This window comes from Herbaspirillum sp. C9C3 (assembly GCF_013359625.1).
Classification (GTDB): domain Bacteria; phylum Pseudomonadota; class Gammaproteobacteria; order Burkholderiales; family Burkholderiaceae_D; genus Herbaspirillum.
This window is the reverse complement of record NZ_JABFMQ010000010.1, coordinates 123,495-146,389: the sequence shown is the minus strand read 5'-3', so window position 1 is coordinate 146,389 and position 22,895 is coordinate 123,495. Positions and strand designations below refer to the sequence as shown.

Genomic DNA, 22,895 nt, shown 5'->3' with positions numbered 1-22,895 from the left:
CACCACGGCGCGTCGCTGCGCCTAGGCAGACAACGCTTGGCGACCTCTCGCACTCACAGATTGAATGTGAACAGGCCCTAGGCAGCATCGAACTGTTCTGCAAGGCTGCCGAACTGGGCAGCTTCACGGCGGCCGCCGAGGCACTGGGGCTGACACCGGCGTCGGTGAGCCGCTCCATCAGTCGGCTGGAAGCGCGACTGGGCGTGCGTCTGTTTGCCCGGACCACGCGCCAGATCCGGCTCACGCGCGAGGGCGAGCTGTATCACGAACAATGCCGCCAGGCCCTGGAACAGATCGCCCAGGCCGAACGCATCCTCACCGGCCAGCAGAAAGTGCCCAGCGGCCCCTTGCGCATCAGTGTGGGCAGCCCTTACGCGCACTATCGGCTGCTGCCCTTGTTGCCGCGTTTCCAGGCGGCGTATCCGCAGATCGAAGTGGAATTGAGCATTGCCAACCGCGTCATCGATTTCGTCGAAGAGGGATATGACCTCGCGATCCGGCTGGGTGTGCCACAGGATTCACGGCTGATCGCCCATACCCTGGAAGAGGCCACGCTGGGGGTCTTTGCAGCGCCCGATTATCTCGCGCGGCGCGGTCGGCCCGACAGCGTGGAAGCGCTCAAGCAGCATGACTGCATCCAGTTCATCCTGCCCGGTACCGGGCGCGCCATGCCGTGGATCTTCAAGGATGCCCAGGGGCGCGACATGGATTTTCATTTCCGGAGCCGCCAGCGCATCCATGACGACGTGCTGGGCTGCGTCAACTGGGCCATGGCGGGCGGTGGATTGTTCCAGATCTACCACTTCATCGCGCAGGCAGCGGTCCAGCGCGGCGAACTGGTGGAAGTACTGCAGTCGGCCGGGCATCGCACCCGGCGCTTTTCCATCCTGTATCCGCACAACCGGCACCTGTCGGCGCGGGTACGGGCGTTTGTCGATTTTCTGATGCAGGCAGTGCGGCCGTAAAGACTTCGGCCCCACCGCCACGCCGAACACGACATGAGGATGGGGCCGATCAGTCAAGCCGGTGCTGCGGGCGCAAGGCCCGCCGCTGCTTAATGGTGCATCTTCGCTTCCGTACGATCCAGCACCGCTTCCGGTGCCTGCGCGTCTTCCACGGTCTCGTTGTTGAGGACCTTGGTCAGGCGTGCGCTATCCAGTTCGCCGCTCCACTTGGCCACCACCAGGGTGGCCACGCCGTTGCCGATGGTGTTGGTCAGTGCACGGGCTTCGGACATGAAGCGGTCAATGCCCAGGATCAGCGCCAGGCCGGCCACCGGCACGTGGCCCACCGCCGACAGCGTCGCTGCCAGCACGATGAAGCCCGAACCCGTGATGCCCGCGGCCCCCTTGGACGTCAGCAACAGCACGCCCAGAAGCGTGAGCTCCTGCACGAAGGTCATGGGCGTGTTGGTCGCCTGGGCGATGAACACGGCCGCCATGGTCAGGTAGATCGCGGTGCCGTCCAGGTTGAAGGAGTAACCCGTCGGGATCACCAGACCCACCACGGTCTTCTTGGCCCCGGCGTTTTCCATCTTGGCCAGCATGCGCGGCAGCACCGATTCCGAGGACGAGGTGCCCAGCACGATCAGCAGTTCTTCCTTGATGTACTTGACGAACTTCCAGATCGAGAAGCCGTGCAGGCGCGTGATGATACCCAAGACCACGAAGATGAACAGCAGACAGGTCAGATAGAAGGTACCCATCAGCTTGGCCAGCGAGAACAGCGAACCCACACCGTACTTGCCGATGGTGAAGGACATCGCACCGAAGGCGCCGATCGGAGCCACCTTCATGATCGCGCCCACCACCGAGAACAGCACGTGCGAGATCTTCTCGATGAAGTCGAACACCAGCGTGCCGCGGCCACCGAATTTGTGCAGAGCGAAGCCGAACAGCACCGCCACCAGCAACACCTGCAGCACGTCACCCTTGGCAAAGGCGTCGAACATGCTGCTGGGGATGATGCTGAGCACGAAGTCCGTGACCGAACCCAGCTTGCCGGGCGCAGTGTAGGCCGCGATGCTCTTGGTATCGAGCGACGCCGGATCGACATTCATGCCCACACCCGGTTGCAGGAAGTTCACCAGCAACAGGCCGATGAGCAGTGCCACGGTACTGACGACTTCGAAATACAGCAGGGCCAGGCCACCGGTCTTGCCGACCTTCTTCATGTCTTCCATGCCGGCGATACCGATGACGACCGTACAGAAGATGACCGGCGCGATGATCATCTTGATCAACTTGACGAAACCATCGCCCAGCGGCTTCATGGCTTCACCCGTGGACGGATAGAAATGGCCCAGCGCGATACCGATCACGATGGCGCACAGGACCTGGAAATACAGGGACTTGTAAAGGGGCGGTTTTGGCGCCGACATAGTGCTTTCTCCTTGAAACATGGATGACCAGCGGGCCTGCAGAGACCTGCCGCCTGCCGTGGTCGGATCGTCGTCCGTTCTGGCGGGTGCTTGTTGTTGGTCCGGGAGAACTCCCCCCTCCCCGGTGCGGCCGCAAGTATCGCGCAGTCATTTCCGGGCGGGTATTGTGGGAAACCACATAGCTTCACTAAAGAGGCATGCAAAATGCTTTATTCTTCATTCTGCAAAGCAACAATCTTCGCTATATTCTGTGCCGGACTGAACGGAACTCTCTTTTTCCGGGCCAGTCGGCACTCATAAGGAAAACATCGTGCAAGCAAAACTGACGGTCACCGCGCGCCTGGCCATCCTGGTGGCGGTACTGTGCGGCAGCGTGGTCCTGCTGGCCTGGCGTGACATGCAGGGCATGGCCGCAAGCAATGACAAGCTGCGCTACGTTTATGAAGATCGCACCATGGCGCTGATCCATATCGCCCGGGTACGCGACGCGCTCTACCTGAACCGCGACGTCATGGGTCGCGCCCTGATGCTGGCCAACCTGCCCGCTCCGACTGGTGAAGACAGCAACAGCAGCAGCGAGCGCATCAAGCCCTTGCTGGACCGCATTCCCGCCCTGGATGCCACCTTCGAGCAAGGCTGGCAGGCCTACCGGGCGACCCGACTGGAGCCGCAGGAACAGACCGAGGCGGCGCGCTTCGAGCAGAACTGGCGGCGTTACGTCGCCGACCGCGCCCAGGTGCTGGATCTGCTGCGCAGCAACGAACCGCTGCAGGCCAATCGGCGGTGGACGCAACTGACCGGCCAACTGGCCGGCCTGGCGAGCCAGCTGGCCACGCTGGGCCAGTTGCAGGAAAGCTTTACGCGCAGCTCCTATGAAGCGGCACACCAGGATTACCGGCAACTGCGCAGTCACAACCTGCAGATTGCGGGTCTGGCGCTGACCATCGGCATCGCCATTGCCCTCTGGATCATCTTCAGCCTGCGTCGCCAACTGGGCGGCGAGCCGGATTACGCCGCCGATATCGTGCGCCAGATCGCCGAGGGCAATCTCGGCGTCGCCGTGACCCTGCGCCGCCGCGACCGCAGCAGCCTGCTCCACGCCATGCACGGCATGCGCGAACGGCTCACCGAGATCATGCGCAGTGTCACTGAGCTGACCCACGCCCTGGATCACTCCACCCGCCAGCTCAACGCCACCGCACAAGACCTGGCCAACGCCTCCAGCGAGCAGGCCGCCGCCGTGGAAGAAGTGCACAGTGCCATCAGCAACATCAGCCAGGCCATCGGCCAGACCGGCGAACACGCGCGCCGCACCGACCAGATTGCCCTGAAAGCGGCTGCCGATGCCGACCAGAGCGGCGCGGCAGTGCAGAGCACGGTGGCTGCCATGCGTGGCATTGCGCGCCAGGTCGGGGTCATCGACGACATTGCCTATCAGACCAATCTGCTGGCCCTCAACGCAGCCATCGAGGCGGCACGGGCCGGTGAACACGGGCGCGGTTTTTCAGTGGTGGCAGCGGAAATCCGCAAGCTGGCCGAGCGCAGCCAGTACAGCGCACAGGAGATCAGCGCGATTGCCCAGCAAAGCGTGGAATTGGCCGAGGCGACCAGCCAGCGTCTGGCCGCTGGGACCTTGCAGGGAATCCGCGACGCCTCGCAGCAGATCAACCAGATCACGCTGTCGGCGCGCATGCAGGAGGAAGGTGTGCAGGAGATCGGCTCGGCCGTGATCCAACTCAATGACACCACCCAGCGCAACGCCGCTGCCTCCGAGGAACTGGCCTGCACCGCCGAAGCGGTGGCCGAACGGGCGCGCGAACTGAACGCCCAGCTGTGTTACTTCAGACTGGCCCAACAGCGGCAGAGCGCGCCGCCACTCCCCCGGTCAGCCTGAAGAAGCGATCAACTCAGGTACCCGTGCCTGGCAGTCGGGCGCGCATGGTGATGTGGGCAATGCCGGCTTCCATGAATGGTTCTCCCTCGCGGACAAAGCCGTAGCGCCCGTAGAAGCCCTCGGCATGCAGCTGGGCATTGAGGATCACTTCCGCATCGCCGCGCGCACGGGCAGCCGCCATCAGCGCCTGCAGCACCGCGCCGCCCACGCCCTGTCCACGTCCGGCCTTGCGCACGGCCATGCGACCGATGTGGCCATCGGGCAGCAGACGACCGGTGGCCAGGGGCTGGCCGGCGGCGTCATAGGCGACGGCATGCACGCAGTGCGGGTCCATGTCATCGAGCTCGATCTCGGCCGGCACCTTCTGTTCATCGACGAAGACCTCGAAACGGATAGGCTGGGCCTGCGCACGCAGCTGCTCCCAACTGCCGGTGATGATTTCCATGGTGGATTTCCTGCGAAAAAGAAAAGGGATACGCTCGTGCACTCACTCGTGATCCAGCTTGCGCGAGATGTCCAGGCGGCGAATCAGCTTGAAGGTGCCCATGGCCTTGGCCACCAGGCGGTCGCCATTGAACAGTTCGGCCTGGCAGAAGCACATGGTGGTCGAGCGGTGGTAAGTATGGCCGCGCGCAATGAGGGTCTCGCCGGCACGGCCGGCGGGCTGCAGGAAGCTGGTACTCATCTCGACGGTCGCCGAGGACTTGGCATCAGGCGCGCCGGCCCGGGCCGACAAGCCCATGGCCACGTCCAGCAGGGTCATGCTGATGCCGCCCTGGGCCACATGCCAGCTGTTCATGAATTCGGGCTTGAGCCGCAGTGCCATGACGGCGCGGTCATTGCCGTATTCCAGCACCTCCACGCCCAGGGCTTCCAGATAGGGATTCCCCTGCGGGAACACCTCGGTGATGGGCAGACTCATGCCTGCCTCAGATTTCGTAATCCATGCACTGGCGCGCTTCGCGTACGGCACCGATGAAAGGTTTGATGGCCACGTGGTCGGGATGCTCCTGGTAGGCATCCAGCGCCTCGCGCGAAGCGAATTCGGAGTAGAGCACCACGTCATAGGTAGCTTCCAGGCCAGGTTGTGCCAGCACGGCCTCGAACTTCAGGATGCCGGGAACCACGTTGGCGCAGCTGTCCAGCAATTGCTTCATCTTGCGCAGGTTGGTGGCCTTGTCGGCGCCTTCTGCATGGTCCTTCAGTTTCCACATGACGATATGCTTGATCACGATAGCTCTTCCTGGTCAGAAAATGAACAATCCGTAATGATAAGCCAAAGCCCCGTGCTCAGTGCCGGGCGCCTCAGGATCGTCGGGCGATCTTCATGAAGGAACCCACCAGTCGCCCTTCGCGGCGTTCAGCCAGGCAATACACATAGGTATGCGTGGTCACCGGATCGCCCTCGATGCGCACCATGCGGAAACGTTCATCTGCAATGAACTCCGCCTCCGACACCGCCCCCAGGCCCAGGCCCCGCGCCACGGCCTCGCGCAAGGCTTCACGACTGCCGATTTCCATCACCACCTGCACACGCACGCCGGCCTGTTGCAAGGCCTGCTCCAGCGCCAGCCGCGTGGTCGACCCCTGCTCCCGCATGATCAGCGGCTGCTGCTCCAGTTCGGCCAGCGAAACCGCCGTGCGCTGGTAGAACGGATGGCTGCGATGGGCGAACAGCACCACCGCATGGTCGGCGTAGGGCACCGCATGAAAGCGCGCATCGTCATTGAAGCTGGCCAGCACCGCCACGTCCGTCACGTAATTGGCCAGGTCCGCCAGCGACTGCGCCGAATTGCCCAGCTTGATCGACAGTTCCACCTTGGGATAGCGGGCACGATAGGCATCCACCATCTCGATGACGTGGAACGGCCCGACCGCACCGATGCGCAGATGACCCACGTGCAGCGCACCCGAATTGACCAGCAGGTTCAGCGCATCCAGTTCCAGTTCGGCGATGTTCTGAGCGATGGGCAGCAAGCGCTGTGCCGTCTCCGACAGATCCACCCGACGGCCCCGGCGGAAGAACAGCTCCACGTTGTGTTCTCGCTCCAGCGATTGCACCTGGGTCGTCAGGGTGGGCTGGCTCACGCCCAGGGCACGCGCGGCGGCAGAAAAACCGCGATGGCGCGCCACCGCCAGGAAAGCGCGTAGTTGCGAAGGGGTCATCTATAGATCCAGTCAATAGCTTTATCCAATTTCCGGGATTATATCGATAACAGCGGCGTCACAAAGTCTCGTTAAGCTCTCTTCCCATCCAGCTTGCCGCGCTTCGGGCGGGCCCGCGCCGTCCCTTCCCTGCCTCAGCACACCTCCAAGGAGAATCCATGCAATCCGCCTCCGGCCCCGGCCGCCCCCTGCAAGCCGTCATCTTCGACTGGGCCGGTACGCTGGTCGATTTCGGCTCGCTGGCCCCCACCCAGATCTTCGTGGACGCCTTCCACAGCTTTGGCATCGAACTGAGCCTGCAACAGGCACGCGGACCCATGGGCTTGTCCAAGTGGCAGCATATCCGCCTGCTGCTGGAAGATCCGTCACTGGCGGCCCAGTGGCGGCAGCGCACCGGCCATGCGCCCACCCAGGCCGACATTGACGCCATCTATGCCCACTTCATGCCGATGCAGATCGCCAAGGTCGGCCAGTATTCGCAGCCCATCGCGGGCGCTGCACAGGTGCTGGCCTGGCTGCGCGGCCAGGGCCTCAAGATCGGCTCCTGCTCCGGCTATCCGCGCCAGGTACTGGACGTGCTGCTGCCCATGGCGGCGGCCGAAGGCATCCGCCCCGACCACGTGGTGGCCGGCGATGAACTGCCGGCCGGTGGCCGCCCCGGCCCCTACATGGCCCTGGCCAACATGCTGGCGCTGCAGATCGACGACGTGGCCGGCTGCATCAAGGTCGACGACACCGTGCCCGGCATCGAGGAAGGCTTGCGCGCCGGGATGTGGAGTGTAGGCGTCTCTCTTTCGGGTAATGAAGTCGGACTGACACGCGCGCAACTGCAAGCGCTACCGACCGAAGAAGCCGCCCACCGCAAGGAGGAAGCCGAACAACGCCTGCGTGCCGCGGGCGCCCACTACGTGATCGACTCGGTGGCCGACCTGCCGCAGATCGTCGCCCACGTACGCTCGCGCCTGGCCATGGGCGAGCGTCCCTGAAGTCAGCGCGGGCACACCGGACGGGCCGTTGCACGGCTTTCACGGTCGTTGACAAGCCCGGCGCCGGACTCATAGAATTGCCCGGCAGATAATTCATACAAGAGACCATCTGTAAGATGGTCTCATCACGCGCGTAGTTTGCCACGGCCTCTTACAGACAACATCAGGAGAGCCCTGTGCACACCGCAGTCCCCCTGCGCGGCATTGACGATGTCGTCGCCTTCATCGATTCCCGTTCCGCCCTCTCTGGCCACGCCGGCTTGGTGTGGTGGCTGCTGCTGGGCGGCCTGTTCCTCGAGGCCCTTTCGCACTCCGCCCTGAGCGTCGGCCTGGCGCCAATGATCCGCCAGCTCGGCCTGGGGCCGTCCGAGGTCGCCCTGCTGGCGTCCTCGGCGGCATTCTCCGCCCTGCTGGCCAATCCCCTGGGTGGCTGGCTGGCCGACCGCTGGGGCCGGGTCCGCCCGCTTCTGGCAGCCAAGTTGCTGGTCCTGGCGGCGGCCCTGCTGGTCGCCTTCGGCGAAGAGTTTGGAACCCTCGTGACCGGACGCGTCATCGCCGGTCTGGCCTTTGGCCTGGATTTTGCCGTCGCCATGGCCATGCTGGCCGAACTGACGCCGCAACGACTGCGCCATCGCCTGAACCTGTGGCAAGCCCTGTGGTATCTGGCCGTGTGCAGCAACCTGCTGCTGACACTGGCGGTAGAGCAATGGGAGGTCGGCGACAGCCTGTGGCGCTACCCGCTCGCCTTCACCGCCGCCGCCGCGCTGTTGCTGCTGAACCTGCAAATGCTGCTGCTGGTGGAAAGCCCCTGCTGGCTGGCCCGCCGCCAGCGCTGGCAGGCACTGTCCGACACGCTGGAACGGCTCTATCCCGGCCAATCCTTCCAGATCCCCGAGGCCCTGCTGCACCCACCGGACGCCCCCGGCTTCGGTCTGGCAGGCATGCCACGTCGCTCGGATCCGGGTCTGCGCTCGCTGCTGCGTCGCCCCTACCGTGCCCGCATCATGCTGGCCGCCAGCGTGCAGATCGGCCAGGCGGTGCAATACTTCGCCATCGGCTGGTACCTGCCGGTGCTGGGCATGGAGCTCTTTGGCGAGGATTTCTCCCAGGCCGCCCTGGGCGTGCTGATCTTCAACGTATGCGGCCTCGCGGGAGGCCTGCTGGCGCCCGCCCTGGCGCGTCGACTGGGCCTGAGACAGGCGGCGGCCTGGGGCTTTGCGATGTGCTGCCTGGTCCTGCTGGTGCTGGCCGGGTCCTGGCGGCAGCTCGCGGGATGGCAGGCCCTGCTGCTCCCTTCGCTGTTCCTGCTGTGCCACGCGGCCGGTCCGGGCGCCAACGGCAAGAGCCTGTCGTCGCTCTCGTTTCCCAGCGAACTGCGCGCGCGTGCCAATGGCGTGATGGGCAGCCTGGGAGGAGCGTCAGCAACGCTGGCCCTGTTTCTCTTTCCGCTGCTGCAGTCCGCCCTGGGCACGGCCGCTTGCCTGCTGCTGGTTGCCGCCCTGGCGCTGCTGGCGGCACTGGCCTGCTGCCTGATACGCTGGGATCCGCAACGATCAGGATTCCATCCCGATCTCGAAGCAATGACGACACCCGACGTCGCCATGACGCCACCCGCGCGTACCGACAGAAGACGCCATGAAAGGCCGTGACGGCATCCTCGCCATCGATGCCGGCACCTCCAGCACGCGCGCCGCAGTGGTCACGGCAGATGGCCTGGTCTCCTGCCTGCAGCGGCGCGCGCTGACCACGCATTCACCCCGCAGCGGCGTGGTCGAACAGGATGCCGACCAGATCTGGCAGCGCACCCTGGCCGTATGTCGCGCCACCCTGCAGCAAGCTGACCAGAAGGGATTGCAGGTGCGCGCCATCGGCCTGAGCACCCAGCGCGCCAGCGCCGTGTTGTGGGATACCGTCAGCGGCGAACCGCTGGTGCCGGTACTGGCCTGGCAGGATAGCCGCCATGCCGCCGACCTGGCGGCCCTGGCCCCACGCTGGGACCCTTGCCTGCGCTTGCACCTGGGACGCCCGACGGGCAGCCGCTCGCCCTATCTGTGGGCGGCACAGCTGCTGCGCAGCCACCCGCGTGTGGCACGCGCCTGGGAGCGGGGAAGGCTGGGCTTCGGCAGCATCGATACCTGGCTGCTCTGGCAGTTGAGCGGGCGACGCCTGCTGGCCACCAGCGCCACCAATGCCACGGCCTGCAACGCCTATGTGCTGGATCGCCATGCCTATGCGCTGGACTGGCTGGAGGCGCTGGGCTTCCCCGTCGCGCTCTTGCCGGCGCTGTATCAGGATGCCGACGACTACGGCAGCAGCGACGCCGGCCTCACCGGCGTGGCGCTGCCCATCCGCGCCTGCGCCGGTGACCAGCTGGCCGCCGCGATCGGACTGGGCTGCCTGGAGGCAGGCCAGGCACTGTGCCAGCACGGCACCGGCAGCTTCATCGATGTGCTGATCGGTACCCGCGCCGCGCTGGGCGGTGCAAGCCAGAGCGACGGCAACGGCGTCGTAGTCACTGCCCGCCGTCGCGACCATGTCTCGCACTTCGCACTGGAAAGCTACTGCGCCACTACCGGTGCCGCCCTGAACTGGGCCTGCCAGCGCCAGCACTGGTTCCCCAATGCACGCTGCCTGCTGGCCCTGGCGGCCAGCGTGAGTTCGTCAGGTGGTGTCAGTTTCATCCCGGCCCTGGCCGGGGTACAGGCGCCGCTGCGTCACAGCGCCGCGCGGGCCGCCCTGCAAGGCTTGTCGCTGGCCACCAGCCGTGCCGACATCGCGCATGCGCTGGTGGAAGGCATCGCCCAGACCGTGGCCGCCAGCCTCAGCGCCAATGCCGACCAGGCCGGATTGCCGGTCACGCAGATGATGAGTGGCGGTACCCTGGCCGGCAGCGATCTGCTGCTGCAACTACAGGCCGACCTCTCGGGCGTGCCGACCTGTCGCACGCATCAGAGCGCCCACGCCAGTCTGCGCGGCATTGCCTACCTGGCGGGCAGCCACGGCCTGTTGTGGGACGATCTGCCGCTAGCCTGCGCCCGCACCCGGCTGCAAGCCGTCTTCCAACCGCGTATCGACGCCGCCGAGCGCAGCCGCCGTCGCAGTCTGTGGCAGGCACGCCTGTACGCCGAGCTGGAACACGTCCGCCAGCAAAACGCGTACTAGCGGCACCGCCCTTTTCCCTGCTGTTTTCATTTCTCTTTTTTCACTCTGGAACCCCGCATGCGCTCTCCCACCCCTCCCCCTCGTGTCTCCACACGTTCAGGCCCCTCGCCAATCCCTGCCACGCCCGCCACCGATGATCGGTCACTGCAAGCCAGGCTGCGGCGCCAGCCGGTCATGGCGGCCATCTATGGTATGCAGCATCTGACCGCCTTCCTCGACAGCGCCGCCGAAGTCGGCATCATGGCGCATGTGGAATTGCGCGAGTTGCAGGCGGTCATTGCCAGCTTCAAGGCGGCCGGCAAATTCCCCCTGCTCAATGTGGACACCTGTGAAGGGCTGGCCCAGGACAAGGCTGCCATCGATTACCTGGTCGCCATCGGCGTCCCGGCGCTGGTCTCGACCCGGGTGGCCACGCTGGTGCGCGCCAACCGTGCCGGCATGATCACCATGCAGAAGGTGTTCGTCACCGATCGCACCACCTGGCCACGCAGCCTGAAGGCACTGGAACAGAGCGAACCCAACCTGGTGCAATTGATGCCGGCGCCTATGCTCACGCAACTGCAGCAGGCCGACCGGGCCGTGCTGCCGCCCATCGTGGCATCTGGCTTCGTCTGCAATGAAGACGATGCGCGTGCGGCGCTGGCGGCCGGGGCGGTGGCCCTGTCCAGCAGCGAGCAGCGCTTGTGGAACCTGCCGACCGGCGCGATCAGCGCGCCATGAGCAAGTGGCGGGCATATGCAGCGGCTATGCAGTGCGCCGACGCGACCTGGTCGGCCCGGTCGCCTTTTTCTTCGTAGCGGCCGGCTTGGCCGTCGGCGCCGCCACGACTGGCTTGCGCGCGCTACGCTTGCGCGTGGGTGCCGCATCGCCGCCGTCTTCGCCGATGGCCTTGGTGAGCTTGCGCGCCAGCGCGATCACGCGATCGGGATCGACGTCGAGCGTACCCATGAGCAGCTCGATGATTTCCGAGCGCGGATTGGCCAGCGTCGGCTCGATCATCATCACCGCCGCCGCCAGCGCCAGCGCACGCTCGCGCGAGGCGGTATCGGGCAGCATCTGCCCCAGCGCATTGAGCGCCTCCACCGGTGCCACCGCCGTGATGCGCGCCTGCTCCTTGAGCAATTGCACCCAGTTGGTCTGCGGTGAAACGCTGGCGTGCATGTTCGGCAATTGCGCCAGCAGCCGCGCCAGACGCAGACTGCGCCGCTCGAACGCACCAATGGAGACCATGCCGGCGATGACGATGCGGCATACCGCCTGGGCAAAACTGCCCTCGGCAATCTGGTCGATGACACTCTCACGGTAGCGCCCCAGCTCCTGCTGCGCCCAGCGCTGGGCCACGTCGGCATCGGGCTCGTGCGGCGGCAGCCAGGCCCCCAGGCCGGTCGGGCCGAACAGCTGGCGCGTCATGCGCACGGTACGGGCATCCCGCTGGTCGCGCCAGGCATTGAGTTCGTCGGTGATCTTCTGCGCCATGCGGCGCTCGTATTGCTTCAGCGGATGATCCGGGTCGAGTTGCACCCGCTGGGCGCGGGCGGCCGCGGCCTGCTGGCGAATGAAGGCTGCCGCCGGATGCGTGTCCGAGAACAGTTGCCGCTGCATGCGCAGGGGATTCATGCGCATGAGCGCGCTGGCGCTCTCGCGCGTGGCCGTCATGCGCACCCAGGGCCGCATCCAGGTCTTGTACCACTGCGCATTGATCTGTGACCACTGGCTGATGGTCGAGAAGATCGACTCTTCCTCGCGTCCTTCCGGATTGAGCTTGCGCAGGTCCTCCATGGTGCGGTGCTGGTAATGCACCGTATAGTCGCCTGGCTCCAGCGCATCCCAGCGCTGGCTCGGACGGCCATCCTTGCGCTCCAGCTTCATTTCGTAGAGGCCCGGCGGCAGGCTCTCGATCACGTCCAGCGAGCTGACCAACTGGTCGTGCTCCTTGAGCGCCACCGAACCGCCCACGAAAATGCCCAGATGCCCCACGCTTTCATGCAGCACGTAGATGATGGTGCGTCCGGCGGCGGCGATGGCGCGCTCGTCACCCCAGACATCGATGATCCAGTTCAGCGCCTGCGGCGGCGGCGTGATGTTGTCGCCCCAGGAGGCGAAGACCACGATGGGCGCAGTAATGTCGCGCAGATTCACTGAACGGCCTCTGACCTCCAGCTCGCCGCGCGCCAGCTTGTTGCCCACGAACAGGTTCTCGGTGATGGCTTCGATCTCGGCACCGGTCATGCGGAAGAAACCGCCCCACCAGCGTTCGAACTCCAGGAAGCGTGGCGCCTCCTGGTCGACCCCGGCCCACAGGTTGTAGTACTTGCTCCAGAAGGTATTGGCCGGATTGAGCTTCTCGAAATTCTCCACCAGGCAGGCGCCATCGAAACGATCCGCCCCGAGGTCGGCCGCCAGCGAAGCCAGCCAGGTCCCGCCAAGGGTGGCGCCGCTGTAGCGCATGGGATTGAGCGTGGAGCTGCCGGCCCAGTAGGACGCCGGCGCCCCGACCATCATCAGCGGGCCGAACAGTTCGGGCCGGACTGCGTCCAGCGTCATCATGGCCCAGCCGGCCTGGCAGTTGCCGATCACCACCGGCTTGGCCGGGCATTGCGGATGGCGACGAATCACCTCTTCCAGGAACATCGCCTCGGCGTCCATCACCGTCACCAGCGTCTGTCCATCTTCCGGCTCGGGACGGAAAGTGACGAAATAGACCGTATGCCCCGCCTTCATCGCCATGCCCACTTCGGAATCGAACTTGAAACCGCCGATGCCAGGACCATGCCCGGCGCGCGGATCGACCACCACCACCGGCCGCGCCTGCGCATCGACCGCCAGCCCGGGCGGCGGCTGCAGGCGCAACAGCGCGTAGTTGCAGGGTTGCGGCAGGTCGTGGCCGTCCAGTACCAGCTCATGCTCGAACTTCAGCAGCGGTGGCGTACCCTGTTCCAGATGTTGCAGATAGTCATTGCCACGGTCGAGCAAGGTATCGAGGAACAGGAAACTGCGCTGTACGCAATCCTGCACATACAGCGGCACGTCGTTCCAGGCCGCAGCGGGGGCAGCCGGATGGTCGAGGGCGGGGGAATCGGGGGTCTTGCGGCTTGCCATGGGTGCACTCCGGTCAAGTGAGACATCCATCATACTGATGCAGATCGTCAGCAAATCGTTCGATCTCTGCGACAATGGAACCGCAATTCCCGGAATTGGGGATGAAATCCCCTGAAAACCATTGCACGGAGGAACTTTCATGGAACTCAAGAGCCTGGTGGACCAGCCTGGCAAACTGCCGACCATCCCCAAGGTGGTCCAGCAATTGATGGCCAGCTTCGACAGCGAGGAAGTCTCCGCCCACGAGATCGCCCAGCAGATCGCGGCGGACCCGGCACTGACGGCCAAGGTATTGCGGCTGGCCAATTCAGCGTTCTTTCATGCTTCGCGCACCATCGGCACGGTCGACGATGCGCTGCGCATGCTGGGTTTCATCATGGTGCGCAACCTGGTGCTGGGCAATGGCATGGTGGCCGCCTTCAAGAGCACGCGCGGCATGGACCTGCCGCAGTTCTGGCGCCATACGCTCCATACCGCGGTGGCGGCGCGCTGGCTGGCCATGCACGCCGGGATCAACGGCGAGGACAATGGCGACGCCGTCTTCACGGTCGGCATGATGCACGGCATCGGCCAGTTGCAACTGCATGCGGTCGCTGCTGCTACCGTCGCCTCGCTGGACAAGCAGTGCAATGTACTCGATGCCGACCGTGCCGCACGGGAAAATCAGACCTGGGGCTTCGATTACGCCGACGTCTCGGCCGAACTGGCGGCGATCTGGCACTTCCCGGATGCGCTGGTGACCGCCCTGCGTTCGGTGCCCGATCCGCTGGCCGCCAGCCGCCTCGATCGCGCCGCTGCCTGGGTCCACCTGGGCGCATGGGCTGCGCGCGTGAACGTGCTGTCGCTCGATGACGAGGCCGCGCTGGCCACCTATCCGATTGCCGTGGCCAAGAAACTGGGCGTGGATCCGGCGTGGATGCCGGTGCTGGTCAAGCACGCCGCCGACAAGGCCGAGCGCGCCATGCCTTCGCTTACCGAACTGGCAGCAGGGCTGGACGCCATGCTGGAATAAGGACGACCCGACATGGACAGTCTCATCGCTCTGATCATGGGATTGCTGCGCTACCTGGCCTTCAATACCGTGTTCTATCTGCTCGGCGCCGGTCTGCTCAAGCTGCTCACGCTGGGCCGTTATCCCCGCTGGCTGCCTCTGCGCGCGGGTCACTGGCGTGCGCAGGCAGGGGATTTCGATCTGGTCGCCCTGTTCGGGTTCCTCGCCGGCGTGGGCCTGCTGGTGCTGGCCGCCTATCTCTTCGCCTGAACTGCCACGTCGGATTGCGCCTCAGGTGGCACAGATGCTGCAGCTGTGTCCCTTGCAGTTGTGCAGTACGCTGCTGCGCCCTGCGCCCGCATGCGTGCCGGGCCCGGTCGCGCCCTGCCCGGCCAGTTGTTCGGCCCCGTTGCGCGGCTGCCAGCGATACTTGACCTGCAATCCCACATGGCCACCCGTGGGCATGGGCGAGGCTGCGGTCTCCTGCTTGCAGTAAGGACAGGTGGTCTGCCCATGCAGGCCCTGCAGGGCAATGAGCCGTTCGAAAATGCCTTCACAATGGCTGCAGCGGATGTCGTACAAAGGCATGTTGTCCTCCTCAAGAATCTGCGACAAAAAACCCGACCAGGCCTGCGCCCGGCCGGGAACACACACGTCACTGCGTTGATCGCTACGCTTTGCGGCCCCAATAGGATTTATCGTTGAGCATGCCCTTGGGGGTGATGTCCTGATCGAAGATCGAGGTCGGCAAGGCCACCGTACAGGCGCAGTTGGGAATGTCGACGATGCCGCCGATGCGCCCTTCCACCGGTGCTGCGGTCAGCAGCATGTAGGCCTGGCTGCCGGTGTAGCCGAAGTGGGTCAGGTAGTCGATGGCCTTGAGGCAAGCCTGGCGATAGGCCACAGTGGCATCGAGGTAATAGTTCACGCCGTTTTCCACGCTGATGCCTTCGAAGGTCAGCCACTGCTCGTAATGCGGCTTGACGATGCTGGGCATGAAGATGGGCGAGGTGATGTTGTACTTGGCCATGCCGCCCTTGATGAGATCGAAGCCCACGTGGCTCACGCCATCCATCTCGATGGCGCCGCAGAAGCCGATCTCGCCATCGCCCTGCGAGAAGTGCAGGTCCCCCATCGAGAAGCCGGCCCCCTTCACGTACACCGGGAAGAAGATGCGGGTACCCGCCGACAGATCCTTGATGTCGGTATTGCCGCCATGCTCGCGCGGTGGCACGGTGCGGGCAGCAACCTTGGCCATCTCCTCGAACTTGGCGCCGGTCAAGCCGCGCAGCACCGCCGTGCTGGGGTTGGGCGGCTGCGCCAGGCCCTTGGCGGCCAGCGGCGCTTCGCGGCGGTTCCACTCGGCCAGCAAGTCATGCGAGGGCAGGCACCCCATCAGGCCCGGGTGCGTCAGGCCGGCGATGCGCACGCCAGGGATGTGGCGCGAGGTGGCATACAAGCCCTTCAGGTCCCAGATGGCCTTGTCGGCTTCGGGGAAATAATCGGCCAGGAAGCCGCCACCGTTTTCCTTGGCAAAAACGCCGGAGAAACCGACCGGGGTCACCGGCTTGATGTCCAGCAGGTCGATCACCAGCAGGTCGCCCGGCTCGGCGCCTTCGACGTGGAAGGGACCGGTCAGCGGATGGGCGCGGGTCAGGTCGACGTTCTTGACGTCGGAGACGTCATCGGTGTCCTGGATCTGCGCGTCGAGGAAGTCCAGCGACTCGATCAGGATGGATTCGCCCGGCTTGACCGAGGCCAGGAACGGCAAGTCGGGATGCCAGCGGTTATGGCCCAGTTCGGCCTGCTCTGCCAGCGGGACGCCGGGCTTGATCTTGAAGTGCTGCATGCGATCTCCTTGGTGGTGGGTGTGTGATGGCGACCTTGGGACAGTGGGCCTCAGGCCGCCGGCTCGGTAGGAATCCCCGGCATCGGACATTCGGGCGTGCCGGCACTGTTGCGGGTCAGCGCCTCGACCTGGGCACGCGCCGCCTGCGGATCATTGACCCAGGTGCGATAGAAGTCGAAGGGACACTCGGCCACGCCCGCCGGCGATTCACCCGAATTGATCTTGCCGGTGTAGCCGCGATGCAGCAGCTTGTAGAGGTGGTTCTGCGACTGCCAGTGGCGGCGCGCATCGCGGATGGCCGAGACCGATAGTTCGGCATACTGGATGCCCATCTCCTCGGTGCCGCATTCGCCCAGCGTGCGGCCATCGAAACCGACGATGGCCGAATGGCCGAAATAGGAATAGACGCCATCGAACCCGGCGGCATTGGCCACGGCCACGTAGAGATTGTTCATCCAGGCCATGGCCTTGGAGACCATGATCTGCTGTTCCTTTGCCGGATACATGTAGCCCTGGCAGCGCACCACCAGTTCCGCGCCCTTCATGGCGCAGTCGCGCCAGATCTCGGGATAGTTGCCGTCGTCGCAGATGATGAGGCTGATCTTGAGGCCCTTGGGGCCGTCGCAGACATAGGTGGTATCGCCCGGATACCAGCCCTCGATGGGCGTCCACGGCATGATCTTGCGGTACTTCTGCACGATCTCGCCCTGGTCGTTGATGAGGATCAGCGTGTTGTAAGGGACCTTGCGCGGATGCTCTTCATGGCGCTCGCCGGTCAGCGAAAACACGCCCCACACACCGGCGATGCGGCAGGCTTCGGAAAAGATGGCGGTCTCGTCACCGGGGATGGTGGCGGCGGTTTCGAACATTTCTTCACGGTCATACATGATGCCGTGGGTGGAATACTCGGGAAACACCACCAGGTCCAGCCCCGGCAATCCCTGTTTCATGCCGACCAGCATGGCGGCGATCTTCCTGGCGTTCTCCAGCACCTCTGCGCGTGTATGCAGGCGCGGCATCTTGTAGTTCACCACGGCCACGCCGACGGCGTCGCGGCTACTTGAAATGTCTCCATGTCGCATGGGCTTGCTCCTCTGAAAAGACGGTCAGATCAGACCGACAGATACTTGCTGATGGTGGGCGCATCGACGTTCTCGCGCGTGTCTTCATAGACGAAGCGGCCCTTGTCGATGACCAGGAAGCGATCGGCAATCTCCAGCGTGAAGCTCAGCACCTGCTCCGAGACCACGATGGTGAGCGCGCGGATCTTGCGGATTTCCTTGAGGCTCCTGGCGATGTCCTTGATGATGGATGGCTGGATGCCCTCGGTGGGTTCATCCAGCAGCAGCACGCGAGGATTGGTCGCCAGTGCGCGCGCAATGGCCAGTTGCTGCTGCTGGCCACCGGAGAGATTGCCGCCCTTGCGGGTGCGCATGTCATAGAGCACCGGGAACAGCGAATACAGTTCGTCGGGCACCTTGCCCTTGGCCGAGGCGGGCAAGCCGGTCTGGATGTTTTCCAGCACAGTCATATGCGAAAAGATCATGCGCCCCTGCGGCACGTAGGCCACGCCGCGCTCGACGCGCTGGTGGCTTTCCAGGCCGCCGAGTTCCACGCCATCGATGCTGATGCTGCCGCCGCGCAGCGGCAGGATGCCCATCAGGGTCTTGAACAGCGTGGTCTTTCCCATGCCGTTGCGGCCCATGACGGCGACGATTTCTTCCTTGGCCACCGACAGATCGACGTCGTGGATGACCTTGCTCTGGCCGTAGCCGGAAGCGAGTTGCGAGACTTTGAACATGGCAGGCTCCGAGGGTGATGGGCGTTCAGTGACCGAGATAGACATCGATCACCTTGGGATCGGACTGCACCTTCTCCATGCTGCCTTCGGCCAGAATCTTCCCCTGGTGCAGCACGGTGACCTTGTGCGCGATGCTCTTGACGAAATCCATGTCGTGCTCGATCACCACCACCGAACGGCCCTGGCTGATGCGGCCCAGCAGCTCGGCGGTCTTTTCGCGTTCGGACACGCTCATGCCCGCCACCGGCTCATCCAGCATCAGCAGCTCCGGTTCCTGCATCAGCAGCATGCCGATCTCCAGCCACTGCTTCTGCCCGTGCGAGAGCAGGTCAGCCTGGGTGTGCAGTTGCTCTTCCAAAAAGATGTCGGCTGCCACCGCCTCCACCCGCGCCACCACGTCCGGCGAACGCTTGAAGGTCAGCGCGCCGAACACTTTGCGGCCACGCGGGAAGGACATTTCCAGGTTCTCGAACACCGAAAGGTTTTCGTAGATGGAGGGGGTCTGGAACTTGCGCCCTACCCCCACGCGCACGATGGCGTGCTCGCTCATCCTGGTCAGTTCGTGGTTGTTGAACTTGATGCTGCCGGAGGTGGCGCGGGTCTTGCCGCAGATCAGGTCCAGCACCGTAGTCTTGCCTGCGCCATTGGGGCCGATCACCACGCGCACTTCATTGCGCTGCACGTAGAGATTGAGCTGATCGACTGCCTTGAAGCCGTCGAAAGAGACCGTCAGGTCTTCGATGGCCAGGACCGGATGGGCATCCGATTCGAAACCGATGGGGTTCTCGCTCATTTGCTGGCCTCCAGGGTGGCGCCCGGCTCGATGCCGTCACGCTTGGTTTCAGGGTTGGCCGGACGGGCCGCAGTCTTGACCGGTTCGGGCGCAGCCGACATCACCGGCTTGGGTTCACCACGCAGCCTGCCCATCAGGCGCTTGCCCTGGGTCTGCCACAGACCAGCCAGGCCATTGGGGAAATACATCACCACCGCGATGAAGAGACCGCCCATCAGGAACAGCCACAGTTCCGGGAAGGTCTCCGAGAAATACGTCTTGCCGAAGTTCACCAGCAGCGTTCCATACACCGCGCCCAAGAGCGACATACGGCCACCCACTGCAGCAAAGATCACCATTTCGATGGAGGGCACGATGCCCACGAAGGACGGCGACATGAAACCCACCTGCAAGGTGAACATGGCCCCGCCGATGGCCGAGAACATGGCCGCCACGCAGAACACGAAGACCTTGAAGCTGGCCACGTCATAGCCCGAAAAGCGCACCCGTTCTTCCTTGTCGCGCATGGCCACCAGCAGGCGGCCCAGCTTGGAACCGAGGATGTAACGGCCGACCAGGATGCAGCCGAACAGCAGTCCTGCATTGACGAAATACAGCACCAGCTTGGCGTGGTCGGTGCGGATATCCCAGCCCATCAGGGTGCGCAGGTCGGTGATGCCGTTGACACCCCCGGTCAAGCCCTGCTGGCCGATGATGAGGATGGACAGGATGGCCGCAATGGCTTGCGTGACGATGGAGAAATACACGTCCCCCACGCGGCGCTTGAACATCGCCATGCCGATCAGCATGGCCAGCACGGTCGGCACCGCCAGCACCGCAAGGATCGTGAAGGCAAAGCTGTGGAAAGGCTCCCACATGGCCGGCAAGGCGGTGATCTGGTTCCAGTCCATGAAGTCGGGAATGCCCGGCGTGGACTGGATCTTGGTGCTGATGGGGTCGGAGGCTTCGAGCTTGAGGAACATGGCCATGCAGTAGCCACCCAGGCCGAAGAACACGCCCTGCCCCAGGCTCAGGATGCCGCCATAGCCCCAGCACAGCACCAGGCCCACCGCCACGAAGGCATAGGAAAGATACTTGCCGACCAGGTTGAGACGGAACATGTCCATCGTCAGCGGAAACACCAGCAGCAGCAACACCGCCATGACCAGCAGGCCGAGCGCACCCGAGCGCCCACCCAACAGTTTTTCATAGGCTGCATTCATCATCGGACCTCGCTCATGTTGTGGGATCGGTAGAGGCTCTTCATCACTTGCGCACCTTGGCCGAGAACAGTCCTTGCGGCCGCAACATCAGGATCAGGATCACCGCCGACAAGGTCAGCACCTTGGCCATGGAACCGGTCAGGAAGAACTCCGCCGTAGACTGGGTCTGGGCAATCGAGAAGGCCGAGGCGATGGTGCCGATCAGGCTTTGCGCGCCACCGAAGACCACCACCAGGAAGGTATCGACGATGTAGAGCGAACCGCTGGTCGGACCGGTGGAGCCGATGGTCGTGAAGGCCGCACCCGCCACCCCGGCCACCCCGCAGCCGAGCGCAAAGGTGGTACGGTCCACCTTGCGGGTGTTGATGCCCACCGCCCCGCTCATGACCCGGTTCTGCATCGTGGCCCGTACCTGCAGACCCCAGCGCGAACGGAACAGCAGCACGAAGATGGCACCGGTCAGCAAGACCGTCAGACCCATCATGAAGAGACCGTTCAAGGGAATGTCGATGGCATCGGTGGGCTTGAAGGATCCCATGAGCCAGTCCGGCAAGGTAGCGCTGACTTCCTTGGCGCCGAAGATGGACCGGAAGGTCTGCTGCATCGCCAGCGACAGACCCCAGGTGGCCAGGAGCGTATCGAGCGGACGCTTGTAGAGGCGACTGATGAGCAACAATTCGGTGAGATAACCGATGCCATACGCCACCACAAAGGACAGGACGATGGCCGCAAAGAAATAGAACGGCTGCAAGGCCGGTGCATAGGTCGTGGTCAGGTGCGACAGCAGGTAGGTGATGTAGGCACCGATGGTGAGGAATTCACCGTGGGCCATGTTGATCACCCCCATCTGCCCGAAGATGATGGCCAGGCCCAATGCCATCAACAGCAGCACACAGAAGACCGAGAGGCCGTTGAAGCCCTGCATGGCGAAGATGGCGCCGAATTCGGATAGAGAAACCATGATGACTCCCGACGGGGCAGAGTTGGAGAGAGGACGAAGGGGCGGCAGCGCCCGCATGTCACAACAGACGCCGCCGCTTTGCTGCACGAGGGGCTGGTCCCTGACCAGCCGATACGCCTTACTGATAGCCCTTCGGGAAAGGATTCGGCTCGATCAGCTCGGACTCGTAGACCACCTTGAACTGGCCATCCTTCTGCGCTTCGCCAATGCGGGTCTTGCTCCACAGGTGATGGTTTTCGTGGACCTTGACGTAGCCTTCCGGCGCGGTCTTGAGTTCGATACCGGGCGAAGCGGCCACCACCTTGTCGACATCAAAGCTGCCGGCCTTTTCCACCGCCGCTTTCCACAGCCAGGGACCGAGATAGGCTGCCTGGGTAACGTCGCCGATGACCGAATTGGCACCGAACTTGGCCTTGAACTCGGCCACGAATTTCTTGTTGTTGGGGTTGTCCAGGCTCTGGAAATATTTCATCGAGGCGAAGAAGCCTTCCACGTTCTCGCCACCGATGCCCAGCATTTCATCCTCGGTCACCGAGATGGTCAGCAGGTTCTGGGTCTTGGCGGTCACACCTGCCGCTTTCAACTGCTTGTAGAAGGCGACGTTGGACCCACCGACCACGTCGGCGAAGATCACGTCCGGCTTCTTCAGCTTGATCTTGTTGATGAGCGAACCGAACTGGGTATTGCCCAGCGGGTAGTACTCCTCGCCCACCACCGAGCCCTTGAGCACGTTCTCGATGTGCTTGCGGGCGATCTTGTTGGAGGTGCGCGGCCAGATGTAGTCGGAGCCGACCAGGAAGAAGGTCTTGGCCTTCTTTTCCTTGGCCACCCAGTTCAGGCCGGCCAGCACCTGTTGTGTCGCCTCCTGCCCGGTATAGAACACGTTCTTGGATTGCTCCAGGCCTTCATAGAAGGTCGGGTAATACAGCAGGCCGTTGTCCTTCTCGAACACCGGCAGCACCGCCTTGCGCGAGGCCGAGGTCCAGCAGCCGAAGACAGCCGCCACACGGTCGTTCTCCAGCAGCTTCTTGGCCTTCTCGGCGAAGGTCGGCCAGTCGCTGGCACCGTCTTCCTGGATGATCTTGATCTTGCGGCCAAGGATGCCGCCCATCGCGTTGATCTGGTCAATCGCCAGGCGTTCAGCCTGGATCGAACCGGTCTCGCTGATGGCCATGGTGCCGGTAGCCGAGTGCAACTGACCGACGGTCACTTCGGTATCGGTGATGGCCAGCTTGGTGGTGTTGACCTTGGCGGTCGGATACTGCTGGGCCGAGGCCATGCCCGGCAGGGCCGCTGCTGCCGCCCCGGCGGCCAGGCCCATCAAGATCTTGCGGCGCGGGAACGAGGGAGGATTGGAAGACGAGGAATGCGACATGCGGTACTCCTTTCGGGCGTTGTTGTTGGACTCGGTCTGGGCCATCGTGGCGTCATGCAGGCGATGAAACGAAGGCCCCGGCGAGGTACTGCCCGCAAGGTGAGAAAGATGCGCACCGCACCTGCCGTCTGCCCTTCGTTCTGGGACGCAGAATAGGTTCGCCGGTGCAGCGCAACAATACGTTGTTTGACGTAAGCCCCCAGCTGGTGCGCCACACGCGCCTGCACAGCTTTCGC

22 protein-coding genes are annotated in these 22,895 nt (G+C 64.1%); 8 read left to right on the top strand and 14 right to left on the bottom strand.

Annotated features, from left to right (window positions below; all coding sequences use genetic code 11):
* Positions 1-59: 59 nt before the first annotated feature.
* The gene (locus tag HNO82_RS12170; protein ID WP_175343903.1) at positions 60-965 is read left to right on the top strand and encodes a LysR family transcriptional regulator; all 906 of its coding nucleotides are present in this window, start codon (positions 60-62) and stop codon (positions 963-965) included.
* Positions 966-1,054: 89 nt separating this feature from the next.
* Here HNO82_RS12170 and HNO82_RS12165 read toward each other — a convergent pair whose 3' ends face one another.
* Positions 1,055-2,380, bottom strand: coding sequence for a dicarboxylate/amino acid:cation symporter (locus tag HNO82_RS12165; protein ID WP_008329451.1), 1,326 nt, complete (start codon positions 2,378-2,380; stop codon positions 1,055-1,057).
* A 310-nt stretch (positions 2,381-2,690) separates the two neighbouring features.
* On the opposite strand from HNO82_RS12165, the gene HNO82_RS12160 reads away from it, so the two are divergent.
* A complete protein-coding gene (locus tag HNO82_RS12160) occupies positions 2,691-4,274 on the top strand; it encodes a methyl-accepting chemotaxis protein (protein ID WP_175343897.1) in 1,584 nt (527 codons plus the stop codon).
* Positions 4,275-4,287: 13 nt separating this feature from the next.
* Here the strand turns inward: HNO82_RS12160 and HNO82_RS12155 are convergent, their stop codons facing one another.
* The 4 genes from HNO82_RS12155 to HNO82_RS12140 form a co-directional block, all read right to left on the bottom strand.
* Positions 4,288-4,719: a GNAT family N-acetyltransferase gene (locus HNO82_RS12155; protein WP_175343896.1), complete on the bottom strand. Its 432-nt coding sequence runs from the start codon at positions 4,717-4,719 to the stop codon at positions 4,288-4,290.
* Positions 4,720-4,761: 42 nt separating this feature from the next.
* Positions 4,762-5,196 carry a PaaI family thioesterase gene (locus HNO82_RS12150; protein WP_008329454.1) on the bottom strand — a complete coding sequence of 145 codons (435 nt, stop codon included), beginning with the start codon at positions 5,194-5,196 and terminating at the stop codon, positions 4,762-4,764.
* 7 nt (positions 5,197-5,203) lie between these two features.
* Positions 5,204-5,506, bottom strand: coding sequence for a Dabb family protein (locus tag HNO82_RS12145; protein ID WP_008329455.1), 303 nt, complete (start codon positions 5,504-5,506; stop codon positions 5,204-5,206).
* A 73-nt stretch (positions 5,507-5,579) separates the two neighbouring features.
* Complete coding sequence (locus HNO82_RS12140) at positions 5,580-6,440, bottom strand: LysR substrate-binding domain-containing protein (protein WP_008329467.1); 861 nt, start codon at positions 6,438-6,440, stop codon at positions 5,580-5,582.
* A gap of 158 nt (positions 6,441-6,598) precedes the next feature.
* On the opposite strand from HNO82_RS12140, the gene phnX reads away from it, so the two are divergent.
* The 4 genes from phnX (at position 6,599) to HNO82_RS12120 (ending at position 11,308) form a co-directional block, all read left to right on the top strand.
* Positions 6,599-7,426, top strand: a complete 828-nt coding sequence (phnX, locus tag HNO82_RS12135; RefSeq protein ID WP_175343895.1) for a phosphonoacetaldehyde hydrolase — start codon at positions 6,599-6,601, stop codon at positions 7,424-7,426.
* 176 nt (positions 7,427-7,602) lie between these two features.
* Complete coding sequence (locus HNO82_RS12130; protein WP_175343894.1) at positions 7,603-9,075, top strand: MFS transporter; 1,473 nt, start codon at positions 7,603-7,605, stop codon at positions 9,073-9,075.
* Positions 9,062-10,588 (top strand): FGGY family carbohydrate kinase, encoded by a 1,527-nt coding sequence (locus HNO82_RS12125; RefSeq protein ID WP_175343893.1) that lies wholly within the window; start codon positions 9,062-9,064, stop codon positions 10,586-10,588. The genes HNO82_RS12130 and HNO82_RS12125 overlap by 14 nt, the downstream gene beginning before the upstream one ends.
* A 174-nt stretch (positions 10,589-10,762) precedes the next feature.
* Positions 10,763-11,308, top strand: coding sequence for a glycerol-3-phosphate responsive antiterminator (locus tag HNO82_RS12120; protein ID WP_008329474.1), 546 nt, complete (start codon positions 10,763-10,765; stop codon positions 11,306-11,308).
* Positions 11,309-11,332: 24 nt separating this feature from the next.
* Here HNO82_RS12120 and HNO82_RS12115 read toward each other — a convergent pair whose 3' ends face one another.
* On the bottom strand, positions 11,333-13,687 hold the full coding sequence (locus tag HNO82_RS12115) for a DUF3141 domain-containing protein (protein WP_175343892.1): 2,355 nt from the start codon (positions 13,685-13,687) through the stop codon (positions 11,333-11,335).
* A 139-nt stretch (positions 13,688-13,826) separates the two neighbouring features.
* Here HNO82_RS12115 and HNO82_RS12110 point away from each other — a divergent pair, with 139 nt between their 5' ends.
* Positions 13,827-14,699, top strand: a complete 873-nt coding sequence (locus tag HNO82_RS12110; protein WP_175343891.1) for an HDOD domain-containing protein — start codon at positions 13,827-13,829, stop codon at positions 14,697-14,699.
* A gap of 12 nt (positions 14,700-14,711) precedes the next feature.
* Positions 14,712-14,948 (top strand): hypothetical protein, encoded by a 237-nt coding sequence (locus HNO82_RS12105; protein WP_175343890.1) that lies wholly within the window; start codon positions 14,712-14,714, stop codon positions 14,946-14,948.
* Between the two features lie 21 nt (positions 14,949-14,969).
* On the opposite strand, the gene HNO82_RS12100 is transcribed toward HNO82_RS12105, so the two are convergent.
* From HNO82_RS12100 to urtA, 8 genes are all read right to left on the bottom strand, one after another.
* On the bottom strand, positions 14,970-15,266 hold the full coding sequence (locus tag HNO82_RS12100; protein WP_175343889.1) for an FmdB family zinc ribbon protein: 297 nt from the start codon (positions 15,264-15,266) through the stop codon (positions 14,970-14,972).
* A gap of 82 nt (positions 15,267-15,348) precedes the next feature.
* A complete protein-coding gene (fmdA, locus tag HNO82_RS12095; RefSeq protein WP_175343888.1) occupies positions 15,349-16,527 on the bottom strand; it encodes a formamidase in 1,179 nt (392 codons plus the stop codon).
* 50 nt (positions 16,528-16,577) lie between these two features.
* The gene (locus tag HNO82_RS12090) at positions 16,578-17,609 is read right to left on the bottom strand and encodes an aliphatic amidase (protein ID WP_008329484.1); all 1,032 of its coding nucleotides are present in this window, start codon (positions 17,607-17,609) and stop codon (positions 16,578-16,580) included.
* Between the two features lie 29 nt (positions 17,610-17,638).
* Positions 17,639-18,328 (bottom strand): urea ABC transporter ATP-binding subunit UrtE, encoded by a 690-nt coding sequence (gene urtE, locus HNO82_RS12085; RefSeq protein WP_008329487.1) that lies wholly within the window; start codon positions 18,326-18,328, stop codon positions 17,639-17,641.
* A gap of 25 nt (positions 18,329-18,353) precedes the next feature.
* On the bottom strand, positions 18,354-19,121 hold the full coding sequence (gene urtD, locus HNO82_RS12080) for an urea ABC transporter ATP-binding protein UrtD (protein ID WP_175343887.1): 768 nt from the start codon (positions 19,119-19,121) through the stop codon (positions 18,354-18,356).
* Positions 19,118-20,323 (bottom strand): urea ABC transporter permease subunit UrtC, encoded by a 1,206-nt coding sequence (gene urtC / locus HNO82_RS12075; protein WP_175343902.1) that lies wholly within the window; start codon positions 20,321-20,323, stop codon positions 19,118-19,120. Before urtC ends, urtD begins: the two co-directional genes overlap by 4 nt.
* Positions 20,324-20,366: 43 nt before the next feature.
* The gene (urtB, locus tag HNO82_RS12070) at positions 20,367-21,284 is read right to left on the bottom strand and encodes an urea ABC transporter permease subunit UrtB (protein WP_008329495.1); all 918 of its coding nucleotides are present in this window, start codon (positions 21,282-21,284) and stop codon (positions 20,367-20,369) included.
* Positions 21,285-21,402: 118 nt separating this feature from the next.
* Positions 21,403-22,659 (bottom strand): urea ABC transporter substrate-binding protein, encoded by a 1,257-nt coding sequence (gene urtA, locus HNO82_RS12065; RefSeq protein ID WP_008329498.1) that lies wholly within the window; start codon positions 22,657-22,659, stop codon positions 21,403-21,405.
* Positions 22,660-22,895 lie beyond the last annotated feature (236 nt).